The 12814-nt window shown below is 36.1% G+C and carries 12 protein-coding genes; 8 read left to right on the forward strand and 4 right to left on the reverse strand.

Features of this window, described 5'->3' with window-relative positions; genetic code table 11:
• The first annotated feature begins 34 nt into the window (after positions 1 to 34).
• From VJJ80_02055 to VJJ80_02075, 5 genes are all read left to right on the forward strand, one after another.
• Positions 35 to 400: a four helix bundle protein gene (locus tag VJJ80_02055; GenBank protein HLC38889.1), complete on the forward strand. Its 366-nt coding sequence runs from the start codon at positions 35 to 37 to the stop codon at positions 398 to 400.
• 76 nt (positions 401 to 476) lie between these two features.
• Positions 477 to 1670, forward strand: coding sequence for a lytic murein transglycosylase (locus VJJ80_02060; protein ID HLC38890.1), 1194 nt, complete (start codon positions 477 to 479; stop codon positions 1668 to 1670).
• 10 nt (positions 1671 to 1680) lie between these two features.
• Positions 1681 to 2766 carry a hypothetical protein gene (locus VJJ80_02065; protein ID HLC38891.1) on the forward strand — a complete coding sequence of 362 codons (1086 nt, stop codon included), beginning with the start codon at positions 1681 to 1683 and terminating at the stop codon, positions 2764 to 2766.
• Positions 2767 to 2930: 164 nt separating this feature from the next.
• Positions 2931 to 4886, forward strand: a complete 1956-nt coding sequence (locus VJJ80_02070; GenBank protein ID HLC38892.1) for a PEGA domain-containing protein — start codon at positions 2931 to 2933, stop codon at positions 4884 to 4886.
• Positions 4887 to 4893: 7 nt separating this feature from the next.
• Positions 4894 to 7593 carry a hypothetical protein gene (locus tag VJJ80_02075; GenBank protein ID HLC38893.1) on the forward strand — a complete coding sequence of 900 codons (2700 nt, stop codon included), beginning with the start codon at positions 4894 to 4896 and terminating at the stop codon, positions 7591 to 7593.
• Between the two features lie 91 nt (positions 7594 to 7684).
• On the opposite strand, the gene VJJ80_02080 is transcribed toward VJJ80_02075, so the two are convergent.
• From VJJ80_02080 to dnaA, 4 genes are all read right to left on the reverse strand, one after another.
• Positions 7685 to 7972 carry a DciA family protein gene (locus VJJ80_02080; GenBank protein HLC38894.1) on the reverse strand — a complete coding sequence of 96 codons (288 nt, stop codon included), beginning with the start codon at positions 7970 to 7972 and terminating at the stop codon, positions 7685 to 7687.
• Between the two features lie 10 nt (positions 7973 to 7982).
• Entirely contained in the window at positions 7983 to 9065 is a 1083-nt protein-coding gene (recF, locus tag VJJ80_02085) for a DNA replication/repair protein RecF (GenBank protein HLC38895.1), read from the reverse strand.
• Between the two features lie 4 nt (positions 9066 to 9069).
• Entirely contained in the window at positions 9070 to 10182 is a 1113-nt protein-coding gene (dnaN, locus tag VJJ80_02090; GenBank protein ID HLC38896.1) for a DNA polymerase III subunit beta, read from the reverse strand.
• Between the two features lie 302 nt (positions 10183 to 10484).
• Positions 10485 to 11831, reverse strand: a complete 1347-nt coding sequence (gene dnaA / locus VJJ80_02095) for a chromosomal replication initiator protein DnaA (GenBank protein HLC38897.1) — start codon at positions 11829 to 11831, stop codon at positions 10485 to 10487.
• A 246-nt stretch (positions 11832 to 12077) separates the two neighbouring features.
• Here dnaA and rpmH point away from each other — a divergent pair, with 246 nt between their 5' ends.
• Genes rpmH through yidD form a run of 3 tightly spaced genes read left to right on the forward strand, consistent with a single transcriptional unit; the run spans position 12078 to position 12813 of the window.
• Positions 12078 to 12212, forward strand: a complete 135-nt coding sequence (gene rpmH / locus VJJ80_02100; protein ID HLC38898.1) for a 50S ribosomal protein L34 — start codon at positions 12078 to 12080, stop codon at positions 12210 to 12212.
• 27 nt (positions 12213 to 12239) lie between these two features.
• Positions 12240 to 12584 (forward strand): ribonuclease P protein component, encoded by a 345-nt coding sequence (gene rnpA / locus VJJ80_02105; GenBank protein ID HLC38899.1) that lies wholly within the window; start codon positions 12240 to 12242, stop codon positions 12582 to 12584.
• Complete coding sequence (gene yidD, locus VJJ80_02110) at positions 12577 to 12813, forward strand: membrane protein insertion efficiency factor YidD (protein HLC38900.1); 237 nt, start codon at positions 12577 to 12579, stop codon at positions 12811 to 12813. Before rnpA ends, yidD begins: the two co-directional genes overlap by 8 nt.
• Position 12814 lies beyond the last annotated feature (1 nt).

Genomic DNA, 12814 nt, shown 5'->3' on the forward strand with positions numbered 1-12814 from the left:
TAAGCACGAAACTCTAATTACTAAACAAACTACAATGACACAAATTTCAAATAACAAACAATACGATTTGGAAGATAGAACACTTAAGTTTGCCAAAACTATTATCCGGTTTATTAACAAATTACCCAAAACTATTTCTAATATTGAAATTGCCAGACAACTAATTAGATCTGCGGGTTCAATTGGTGCAAACTATATTGAAGCTAACGAGTCGTTAAGCAAAAAAGATTTTATTATGAGAATAAAAATTTGTAAAAAAGAAGCGAAGGAAAGTCGTTATTGGCTCAATTTGATTGAAATAATTAAAAACCCCGAATTAGATGAAGAAAGATTAAACTATCTTCAAGAAACTACTGAATTGATGAAAATTTTTGGTTCAATATTAGAAAAAATAAAATAATTTTTTGGGATTTTGGAAAATTAATATTTATTATTTGTTTAGAATTTAGATATTATAATTTAGGATTTAACTTACAATGGATTTATCTGAATTTAAAGAAAAACTTAACCATTGGTGGGCTTTCCCGTGTTGTGGTTGCGCATTAATTTTGGCATTAATTATAATTACCATCGCCGCTCTTGCTAGCACCTATACTAAATCACTTGGCGACCAAACCCCAGCTGGCGGCGGTGCTGGTGTTTGTAGTAACGTTCCTGCGCCATATGATAAAATTTTTGGTACCGCCGGAGACAAGTGGAAAGTTCAGCCAGGTTTTTTGGCAGCAATTTTTGTTGCTGAACATGGACCAGTAATACGATATCGATCAGGATATAGTCCGGTTACTTCAAAAACTGCTGAATTTCCTGAAGCGGGTGGCGATCCCGAAGCAATAATAAAATGGGAAACATCCAGCGCTGGAGCCTTAGGTCCAATGCAATTTATGCCCGGAACATGGCCTGGTTATGCTCAAGATGCAAACGGAGATGGAAGCACCGATCCTCAAAATATTGTTGATGCCGCCTTTGCTTCTGCAAAATATTTAGCGATGGCCGGAGCTGGAGGAAATACTACCGACCTTGACAAGTTAAGAGATGCCGCCTCCCAATATAATAGCGGCCGACCATGGAGTCAGGGACAGAATATTAGAGAAACGAGCAGATATGTACCAAAAGTAATTAATAAGTTTCAACAATTCTATTGTGACGCAGGCGGCGCCGGTTATGCTGCAATAACAGGTAAAACATATTATCCTGTTAAGCCGCCGATTATTAGCTTTGGCAATAGCCGGCACCATTGCACACGAAATCGACCCTCTCCATGTAATCCTAATGGAACAGGACACAGTAAATTTCATAAAACTGGAGTTGCTATTGGGGATGCGGTTGATTTAAAAAGTGGGGCTGGTAATCAAATTTATGCTATTTTTGACGGAGTGGCTGAAAAAAGATATACGAGGAGTGGTGGATTTAGTCACCTCAGGCTACATTCTGCTTCAAATTCCGTAGTATTTGCAAATTATGCCCATATAAACGCAACCAAAACTGGAAGGGTTAATGCTGGAGACATAATTGGTTATTATGGAGTTGGGGCTGGACATCTCCATTTCGAATTGTGGCCGAATGAAGGCAAATCGATAGAAGGAGACCCCGCACGAGGAAGTGGCGCTGCTTATTGCAAATCAATTTGGGAAAATATGGCAAAATTCTTAGGATTAAGTCCATACCCATAAAGGAGGAAGGATGAATAAAAAAACCATTATTTATATAACACTTGGCGGAATATTATTAGTTTTGATAATCTTGGCTATAATTTTTTCTAAAAATCAAGGCTATAATAATTTATTAAGCAAAAAAGCCACGACTAACATAAATAGTGAAAAAATTTTAAACAGAAAAATTTCTTATCCCTCCTTATTGAAAGAAAAAAATAATATATTATTTTTAGACATTGTTGAAGAAAAGTTAGGTGTGATTAATTTAGAAACCAAAGATTCTGAATTTATTTCACCTGATTTAAAATTGTTTGAATCATTATATGATATTATTTGGTCCCCCGAAGCCAAACAAGTATTTTTTAAGATAATTTATAATGATAGTTTTAATAAGTGGGGTGGCTTCTTCTGGGAATCTAAAATTAAAGAAGGGGAAAATACAATCTGGCATTTTGATCTAAATGAAAACAAACCAAAAATACTTCAAAACAATATTGTAGATTTACTATGGTTGTCTGAATCTCAAATTATGTATATTTATCAAGAAAATAATAAAAGCAAATCCTTGTATAAGAGTAACCCCCAACTTACCAACCAACAAAAATTGTTCAATTTGCCTAACGAGGCCTTTGAATTGTTAAATTATAATCGACAGACTAATATTTTATACTACTCCAGATCTATACAATCCATAGGGGGAGGTTTTGACATCTATAAACTCAATCTAAATACAGGAAAAGAAGAAAAAATTCTAGGCGGAATTAGGCAAATATTTATTTCGCCTGATCAAAGATTTATTGTTTATGGTAAATATGAAGAAGATGACCAAACTTATTTACTTAAAGTAGATGGAAATCAAATCAATAAAATGGATTTTATCCCCAATGAATGTATTTTTTACATTAAAGATAATAAGCCCCATGCTCTTCTGTCAGGACTCAAAAAAAATGATCCTTTATTGGGAATGATAGATTTAAATGAGGGGAAAATAATAAAATATATTTATTCAAATAAAGATATAAAATTTTACGAAAATCTAATACTATCCCGTGACGGCAAAGCTTTGTATTTCACATCAGATGATTATTTATATAAAATGGAAATAGCAGAATAAAAAATTCTAAATCCTGAATCCGAGATCCTAAACAAATTCTAATTTTCCAAATTACAAATTTCAAACAAGTTTGAGATTTAAAACATTGGAATTTAAATATTGTTTAGAAATTAGTGCTTAGGATTTCGAATTTATCCTGCCTTCGGCGGGACTAAGGAGGGGTTTTGGCAAACAGCGATAATGACGACAAAAAATCACAACTCTCAGCCAAAGAGCTCGAATTATATTTAAAAGAAAAACACGTTCAAACTCCTGCAGATGAGGAAACTAAACAAATAGAAGGAAAGGACGAAAAAGAAGGAGAAGAAACTGCGGGAGAAGACAAGCTCGAAGAACAAGGCATTAAAATCGAGTCTGTTTCTGGTGGACCAAAATTTAACCCGCCAGCCCTAAATAAACCAGTTCAACCTGGCACAGAATTAGGTCCCAAGCCAATTAATGTTAATGAGGATTTTAGGCCAAAATCACCAACCACGGCCCAACCGCAACCGACTCCTCCTGCTCCAGCAGTAACTGCCCCAACGCCAACGCCCACAACGCCAACTTCAACCACCACTACACCGACCACAACACCAAGCCCTAAAGAACCGGTAATGCCAGCAGGTGCACCAGTAGTTGTTCCCGCACCTCAAAAACCTAGCACCCCAGAACCGGTTTCTAACTCAAAATATTTAAATATTTCCACGCCTGAATCCAATAAAAAATCAGCTGAAACCAACAAACTTCCGTATACTACCCCCGAGCAAGATTCAAACATAGATAAAGAAAAACCCTCGGCATTGGGAAAAGTTTTTAAAATATTTTTAATCATAATTCTTTTGGCAGGATTGGGTGGTGGTACTTGGTGGTATTTTTTGGCACCAGGTTATTTGAATTTAACCGTGAATCCACCTGGCGCAACAATTCAGGTTGATAATAATAAAACCTCTGATACAAAAACCAAGCTCAAGCCTGGTTCTCACACCCTAACGGTTCAAAAGCAAGGTTATGTTAATTATTCAAAACAAATTAACATTAAAAGGCTCCAAACCATCCAATTATCCGTAGAATTAATGAAAAATCCTGCTCCGGCAAAAGTCTCCTCGACACAAATTAGTAATTTTTTTACCGATAAAGACGGCTTAGTGGTTTTAGGCAATAACGGCAAAACATTATACAAAATAGAATCCGAAACTACCACGACTAATACTTCGAGCTCAAACAGCGATAGCTCCGAATTGACACAAAAGGCGATCAGTCCTGACAACCTGGGCGGAATCGAGGATATAATCTGGCACCCCAAAGAAAACCTGGCGATTATGAAAATTAAACAGAATAAGGCGGCCTTGGCAACAACGCTTTTTGCCAATAAAAGTGTGGCTAACGACCAAATTATGACTTATTTATTTGATTTTAAGCGTTATGATTTGGTTAATCAGGAAGTAACTTTTTGGGGAACCGATATTGGCGATATTGTCTGGTCACCCAGTGGGGAAAATATTTATTATTCATATGCACCAGCTTCTGGAGAAAAAACGCTGATCTCTGCCTCTAAAAACAATCAAAATTTAGAAAGATTGCTCAACTTCAAAGAAAGTAAAATTGAAAATCCAAATATTTCAATTTCTGCCGACGGTAAGTATTTATTAATCGTCTCGCATTCTTCGAATTATGATTCTAATGAGGTGTATTTATTTGAAATTGTCACCAAGCAATTAACCAAATTAACCACCGGCGGGCATAAAATCAAGGCTAAATTTAGCCCAAATAGCCAGCAAATTTTATACACTTCTTACGGCGCCAACGACATTGAACCTACCGAATATTCGACCCTTGGAGTTGTTAATGTGACCACCAAAAAAACTAAAGCATTAAACGCACGTGCCACCACTGATCGAGCTGATTTTACCACAGATTCAAAATATATTTTGGCGGCGGTCTCGGTGGGAACTAATAAAAATGATGTCTTTGTTAAAATTGATCCTGAAACTGTGGCTAAAACCGAGTTACCAATAGAAATGTCCTCAACACCACCAGACAACAGCAAACTAATTAAACCCGCTAAAGTGATTTTTATCGAAAATAAGGCATATTATATTTATTTAGGGAATTTATATAGTCTTAATTTAGTAAATATATAGGGGCAAAATGGCAGATGATGACCAAAATTTATTATCGACGCCAGGAGCTGATGATTCAGAAGAACCGGCGGGAGGGGAAACAAATCAAGAACCAGAACCGCAAATAGATTCAAACCGAGGTCCAGACGTGCGGGATAGATTGCAACAATGGGGAAAAAATCGAAAAGAAAAACAAGCAGCTAAAAAAGCCGCCAAAACTGTAGCTAAAACCGGTGAAAAAGCGGTTGAGGGTGCAGCAAAAAAGGGCGCTGCGACCACAGCCAAGGCTGGCGCTCGTGCGGCGGCACAAGCTGTGGGCACGGCGGTTTTGGATGCTCTTGGCGTGGCCACTTCTGAGGCTTGGGTGCCAATTTTAATTGGGATAATAATTCTGGTGGTTGGTTTTATTGTTTTAATAATTTTAATCATCGTTATTTTTTGGCTTTTGCGGGGCGGGGCCGGCCAATCCGCATATATGAGTGCGGGCGATCCAATTAATGGCCCAAATGCGGCAGTTTATGCAGATATGAAAAATTTAATTGATAAAGGCAAAATTGTCGCGCCCTCAGAATCCCCGGAACCCGATAAGACCGAGGTTCCTTCAGAAAAAGAATTTTTATTAGGGAAAAAACATCCCACGGTTGGCCATGTTGATGTCAGGCTCTTAAAATCCCTGGTTTATTTGGGCGAAAAACACGAACGTATTTACGTTCGTAATGTTTTATATCCTTATGTTTATATGCCCGTCAATACCATTGAGACCAAAAATACCAAAGACAACACCTTTGAAAAATCAATTTCTGCCCATAAAGAGGGTAAAGCCGCAGATATTAGCCAAATTGACAAGGGTTGTAAGAAAAACTTAGAGGTCTCATGGCAAGATGATCCGGTCCAAACTGAAACCGAGGATCGCGGTATCCAACGCGACGAGGCAATCAATATTTTAGAAGAATCAATGGGCTTGGCCCAAAATAGCCTTGAGGGTAAAAACTTTGAAGAGATTTTACAGAACACTGGCCAGGCTGAATTAGAAAGATATTTCAAGCTTGAACCGGGCAGTTTAGACGGCAAGGATTTAAACGAGGTGATTAGTAACTGGGGACAAAGAGAATTTAATGAAAAGTTGAATTTGCCTTACGAAGTTAACGGTGTAAATTTTGATCAATATGTCATTGATCTGGCGCAAACCAAAATTGAGGAGGTTTTCGGCTTACCCAATGAAAGCTTGCGCGGTCAAAATTTACAAGAAATTGCCATTAATCTGGGACAGACTAAAATTGAAAAAGAACTCGGCTTACCGGCCGGCACCCTTACCAATAAAGACAGCTTAAAATTTTATGCCCAAAATAAATGGGGCGACCAAGTTGATGAAAATCTGCTTAAAATCGCTGCGGATTTAGACCTTGCTCAATTGGGTTTATCCGAGAGAATTTTAATTGATTTATTCCATAAAGCCGAAGCTGGACAGGATCTTTCTTTTGAATTAAAAAATATTGGTGGTGCGGTTTTGGCAAATTCTCTTGATTTGCCACAAGGTACTAATATTTTTACAAATTATATGATTGCACCGGATCCTGGTGGTTTCTCAATTGATTATCAGCAAACCATTGTCAATCAATTTTGGCAAAGTGTCACCGATGCCGAAATAGGATCTGGACTACCAGAAGGAAGCATTAAAAATTTCCTAAACGCAATGGCAAAAGGCGAAAATCCCCAAGATTATTTTAGAAATATCGGCAGCGATATTATTGATAATAATATTGGCTGGAAGGCTCGAACTGCCTATCAGCTGGCGACGGGCGCGATTGGGGTGGAACAAGCCCTGGCCAATACTGATTATTCAATTTCTGATCTGTCAGCCCGATGGAATGTCTCCGAACAATCGGTGAGAAATTTTTTATCAGGTAATATTAGCGCCGCGATTAAAGAAGAAGGCCAGCTCAGGCTTTCCTCGACCTTTAATCTTCCCTATGATTTGGCGGGTGATTTAATTAATGGCAGAATAAATTATCAAACCGCCTTAAGTCTTGCCGGTATCAACTTAAATGATTTAGCCAAACAGTGGGATGTGCCAATTAATTCCTTAACAAGTTTTATGTCTGGGGATATAAAGGGTGCGGCAACTTCTTATGGAATTCAGATTATGAAGGAGAATTTTAAAATGTCTGATGCGCAGATTAATGCCGCCCTTACCCTAATTCAAACCGGCGACATTAAGGGCGCTGCTGAACAATTTGCTAAAAACTATGCTCTAAACGCGATTGGCGTTGCCTTCGGTTTGCCGCCTGGCACGATTCAGGCGGTGTTAATGGTGATTGAAAATCCAGAACTACTCTTAAATCCTTTAAAACAATTAGGCTCGATGGCAAAAGAAGCGATTAGCGGCATTAGCAAAACCATCAAAAGTATTTTAAGTTTTGGCGGAATTTTCGGCCGAAAAAAATGCAGCACGCGCGACAAGGTGAGAGCAAAAATTCATCAAGTTACTAAAGAATTATTAGAAATGCCTGCGGCGAATATTCCAAAACTTGGTTTGCCTGACCGGTCCGAAATGAGGGTGACGCAACTAATTGTCTGGAGCTATGAACGCGACGTGATGCCACTTGAAATTGGGACCGAGCAACCGACCTTAGATTATGTGTATGGCACCGGTCGGCAACCAAATTATGGACTTTTTGCGACAAAGGGTAATAATTATTTACTTGATCATATTCACGTTGGTTACTAAGATCATTTAATAAACAGCTAACAGTAAATGATTAACAATAAATAAATCAAGCGGCAATGTTTAATATTGTTAATTATTAATTGTTGGTTGCTTATTGTTTATAGATCTTTGTTCTAATGTGCCGGATGAGATCTTTTTTTAATTTATGGTTAATTTTTTTAATTAATTCCGCAGACTTAAAACGAATTTCTCCGGCGAGAATTGGATGAGAGGTTTGTAAAACCAAAGTATTATTTTTAAAAGATGCGGCGCTAATTTCGTCATTTTTTATTATTTCATCAATGACTTGCTGAGCGCAATAACAAACCCAGGCTGATTCAATCGGAGATTGGCCTTTTTTCTTTTTGTTTAAAATATTTTCAATTTTATCAAAAGACATTTTTGTCCTTTTATAATTTAATAATTTTAGCTTTCTTTTTTAAACTTTCTGGGACGGTTTTTAAATCGCAGCTGCTAATAATGGTTTGGGCAGATTGGGCAACCTGCACCAAAAAATTACGGCGCTGTTCGTCTAATTCCGAAAAAGCATCATCCAATAATAATAGCGGGTAATTGTCATCTTCAACCAAAAAATCTACTTCAGCCATTTTTAAAGCCAAAACCGCAGTTCTGATTTCGCCTCTTGAGCCGAAATGATTAATATTTTTGTCATCAATTTTAAAAATCAAGTTGTCCCGTTGTGGACCAACAATGGTTTTTTGGAAAATAATTTCCCGCTGTTGGAAGAGCTTAAGTTTTTCGCTAAATTTAGCTTTGATATCGGCAAGGTTTTTGCCGGTTAATGTATTTTTATATTCAATTTTTAAAGCTTGATTTTTACCGGCAATTTCTTGATATTTTTCGGAAAGGTGGCGATTAAATTTAGAAATCAATTCTTGCCTTGATAAAATAATAAAACCGCCATAATCAATTAATTCCTGAGACCAAAAGTCTAATTCCCCCACCCTGGCTAATCCCTGATTAATTTTTGCCAAAATAATATTACGGTTTTTTAAAACCCTCATAAAATACAATAAATACTTGGCATATTTGGGATCGTGCTGGCAAATCAAAAAATCCAAAAAACGGCGCCTAAAGCTCGGCGCGCCCAAGACTATATCTAAGCTTTCCGGAGAAAACATCACAGTTTTTAATTTTCCGATTACAAAAAAGAGTTTTCGGGCTCGATCGTCAATTTTGACGATTTTGGGTAGTTTTCGGTCAGGCCTCAAATCAATCATAAATTCAATTTTAAGTTTTTTATCATTATCCTTAATTCGAGCTTCAAGTCTGGCAAAATCCTTACCCCACAAAACTAAATCTGAATTTTTAGCGGGACGGAAAGACTTTGTCGATGATAATAAATAAATCGCTTCCAAAAGATTAGTTTTGCCACGACCGTTTGGACCAGTAATAATATTAAATTGAGAAAAATCAAGACTGAATTTGGCAAAATTGCGAAAATTCGTCAAGTTTAGTTTTTTTAAAAACATTTTGTTATTCTTCGGTTCTTAGCGGCATAATAATGTAAAAATAGTCTTTTGAATCTTCTAAATATAATTTAGCAGGACTCAAGTTTCCCGAAAAATCAAAATTAATTTTGCCTTTTTTAAGCGCTGACATACCATCAAAAATAAATTTTGCGTTAAAAGAAACTTCTAAATCACTGCCGGTAATCTCTGCGGCGGCGCTGGCTTTTGAGGTTCCGATCTGTTCAGCACGGGCCGAGATTATCATTTGGTTTGGGGCTTTTAGTTTGATTTTAATATTATTAGCAGATTCTTTAGCAAATAAGCTGGCAATTTTTAGGGCTGATTGGAGATCTTCAAAATTAATTTTTACTTTAGCGGTGTATTTGGTGGGAATAATTTGTTCATAATCTGGAAAGTTACCTTCAATTAATCTTGAAATTACTTCAATATCTTCATTAATGGCAAATCTGATTTGATTTTCCGAAACTGAAACCTGAACATTTTCAGACGAAACAGCACCTAAGATTCGACCAATTTCTGAAACTGCTTTTAGGGGCACAATTACTGAATAATCTTTACCAACAGCTTTTTCTAAAGGAATGGTTTTTTCCGCTAAACGGTAGCTATCTGTGGCGACTAATTTTAATTTATCTTTGATAAATTTAAAACAAACTCCAGATAAAACTGGCCTAGTCTCATCCATGGCGGTCGCGCTCACTACTTGTGGGATGGCTTCTTCTAAAATTTTTCCTGAAATGGCGCAAGTTGGTTTTTCGGAAATTTCCGGAATTAAAGGAAAATCATCAGCCGCAGTGCCTTGTAAAGTAGCGGAGTATTTTTCACTTTTTAAATCAATTTTAAAATCAGTTTGTTCAAGATCTATTTTTTTATCATTACAAGATGAGACAAATTCACTAAAAATTTTTGCCGGTAAGGTGATTTTGCCTGGTTTTTCGATTTTGGCGCCAATCCAGATATTAATCCCAATTTCTAAATCAGTGACTGATAATTTTAACCTACCTTCATCGGTTGATAATAAAACATTACTTAATATAGGAAGAGTAATTTTAGGGGTGACAACTCGACCAACTAAATTTAAACCGTGATGTAAATTTTCTTGTGTGCATGATAATTTCATTTTTTTATTCTCCTTTTTAGGGTTGGTTCTAAATCTTATTTATCCACAGGTTTATGTTTAATTTAAAAGTAATTAAATAAATTAGTAGTAATAATAAGGGTTAAAAAAACAGTGGATAACTAGGTTTTTAAATAAGAATTAAGGTGGATAATATGAGGACAATTTAAACCTAAATTATGGATAAGATGAGGATAATTTGTGGATAAGATTATCCATAATATTTTTTATTTTTTAGAGTTTGATATTAATTTTTATTTAAGTGTTAAATCTTCCACAACTTATCCACAAGTTCTGTGGATAAGTTACATATAAAGCTTTTCTTTAATTAAAATGATTTCTTTATGAATATTATGACCGGTCCTGATTTGTTTTTCGATTTTTTCACAACCGTACATAATTGTGGTGTGATCTTTTTTGCCGATTTTTATAGCAATCTGTGGATAAGAGTATTGTAATTCTTGTCTTAATAAATACATGGCGATTTGTCTAGGGATTACAATTTGTTTATTTCTTCTGGCACCGAGCAAATCTTCAACTTGAACATTATAAAAACCTGCCACTGTATCCACAATCTTATCAAAAGATAAACTTTTATTTTTTGAAGAAATTGAATTGCCCAAAGCGGCCATGGCCACATCAACCGAGGGTTTGAGATTGTAAAATTGAACATGGGCAATTAATTTATTAAGCGCGCCTTCAAGTTCTCGGATATTTTGTTGGACATTGCGGGCAATAAAATCTGCGACGTCTTCGGTAATTTCGAATTCCTTTTCCTGAGCCTTATTTTGTAAAATTGCTCTTCTCATTTCAAAATCTGGCGCTTGAATGTCGCAGGTCAAACCCCATTCAAATCTAGACTTTAACCTATTTCCGAGAGTGGGAATTTCTTTGGGCGGCCGGTCAGAAGTGAGGATAATTTGTTTTTTGGCTTGGTGTAAAGCGTTAAAAGTATGGAAAAATTCTTCTTGGGTACCTTCTTTGCCAGCAATAAACTGAATATCATCAACTAACAAGGCATCGATTAAACGATATTTATTTTTAAATTGCTCGGCTTTGCCCCGGCCTTCTCGGACAGCCAAAATAAAATCATTGGTAAATTTTTCACAAGGTACATATAAAATTTTATAATCTGGATATCTTTTGGTAATTTCATTTTTAACAGCTTGAATTAAATGGGTTTTACCCAAACCAGAACCTCCCCAAATAAATAAAGGATTGTAGGTCAAGCCTGGTTTTTCTGCCACAGACAACGAGGCAGCATGAGCTAATTTATTACTATTGCCAACCACAAAGTTTCCAAAGGTATGATAATCAGCGCTCATTTTAGTTTCTTTGGCTTGGCTAACCGGGCTTGGTTGAATCGCGTCTAATTTGATTTCAGGGATTTGGGTCTCATTCGATCTTTTTGAAGCAACTCTGTAATCTACGGTTTGAATTTGAGGCATTAATTTTTTAAGTGCGGATAAAATTTCCAGATTATATTTTTTCTTAAGCCATTCAATGTAGAAATTGCTCGGTACGCCAATTACTGCACGATCATCATCAATACTGTAAATAAAAGTATTTTTAAACCAGGTGCTAAAATTGGCCTTGGAAAGGTTTACTTCTAATTCACCGAGAACCGCCCTCCACATTGTATCTGGGTTCATAAGCCTCCAAAAAAGAAATCCACAATTTCCATTTTAATGCTGTTAAATTTAGAGCTTATTGTTTTTGTTTTTGAAATTTATCCACAGGACATTACTACTTATACACATCTTAACAAATTTATCCACAGGTGGCAAATTTATAGTCCTAATTATTTATTTAATCATTTTTTTGGTGTTTTTTGCAACCTTAAACCTTGACCCTGAATTCAAATCAGAGTATAATTAAAGAGAAAGGATTGCCAGGCCATGAAAAGAACATATCAGCCGAAAAAACGCAAACGCGCTAAAACCCACGGTTTCTTAGTTAGAATGAGAACCAGGGCTGGTCAAAATATTTTGAAAAGACGACGCCGCAAACTTCGAAAAAATTTAACCGTTTAAAAATGGTAATTTTAATTTAACCTAATTATGTTACCCAAAGCAAATCGCCTTCGAAGAAATCGAGATTTTAGAAAAATATATCAAAAAAGTCGGAAATTTCGGGCAGATTTTTTTATTATCCGATACTTACCTAATAATTTGCCAGATTCAAGAATCGGAATTGTAATTTCCGCGAAAGCGGTTAAAAAAGCGGTCCGTCGAAATTTACTGAAACGAAAAATATCTGAAATTATCAGGCTTAATCTTAATAAAATTAAACCTGGTTTAGATATTATTATTTCAGTTTTTCAGATGCCTGAAGATTTATCATCATCAACCCTGACCCAGACAGTGATTAAAAATTTGGCATTAGCTAAAATAATTAATGATTAAAAAAATTGCTTTACAATTAATAATTTGGTATCAAAAAACCCTTTCTCTGGATCATGGCCCATTCAATATTTTATACTCCGAAGGTTTTTGTCGTTTTAAGCCTACCTGTTCACAATATACATATTCGACAATCGAAAAATATGGGGTGATTAGGGGTGGCGCTAAAGGTTTGTGGCGGATAATGCGCTGCAACCCATGGAGCAAGGGTGGTTGGGATCCAGTTAAATAGT

This window comes from Patescibacteria group bacterium (assembly GCA_035288465.1).
In the GTDB taxonomy this organism is placed as follows: domain Bacteria; phylum Patescibacteriota; class UBA1384; order DATEAH01; family DATEAH01; genus DATEAH01.

Coding starts and splice junctions, on each gene's coding strand:
- rnpA (HLC38899.1), top strand. CDS start 12,240: ATGTTACCCAAAGCAAATCGCCTTCGAAGAAATCGAGATTTTAGAAAA.
- rpmH (HLC38898.1), top strand. CDS start 12,078: ATGAAAAGAACATATCAGCCGAAAAAACGCAAACGCGCTAAAACCCAC.
- VJJ80_02075 (HLC38893.1), top strand. CDS start 4,894: ATGGCAGATGATGACCAAAATTTATTATCGACGCCAGGAGCTGATGAT.
- VJJ80_02060 (HLC38890.1), top strand. CDS start 477: ATGGATTTATCTGAATTTAAAGAAAAACTTAACCATTGGTGGGCTTTC.
- VJJ80_02065 (HLC38891.1), top strand. CDS start 1,681: ATGAATAAAAAAACCATTATTTATATAACACTTGGCGGAATATTATTA.
- dnaN (HLC38896.1), bottom strand. CDS start 10,182: ATGAAATTATCATGCACACAAGAAAATTTACATCACGGTTTAAATTTA.
- VJJ80_02080 (HLC38894.1), bottom strand. CDS start 7,972: ATGTCTTTTGATAAAATTGAAAATATTTTAAACAAAAAGAAAAAAGGC.
- VJJ80_02055 (HLC38889.1), top strand. CDS start 35: ATGACACAAATTTCAAATAACAAACAATACGATTTGGAAGATAGAACA.
- recF (HLC38895.1), bottom strand. CDS start 9,065: ATGTTTTTAAAAAAACTAAACTTGACGAATTTTCGCAATTTTGCCAAA.
- yidD (HLC38900.1), top strand. CDS start 12,577: ATGATTAAAAAAATTGCTTTACAATTAATAATTTGGTATCAAAAAACC.
- dnaA (HLC38897.1), bottom strand. CDS start 11,831: ATGAACCCAGATACAATGTGGAGGGCGGTTCTCGGTGAATTAGAAGTA.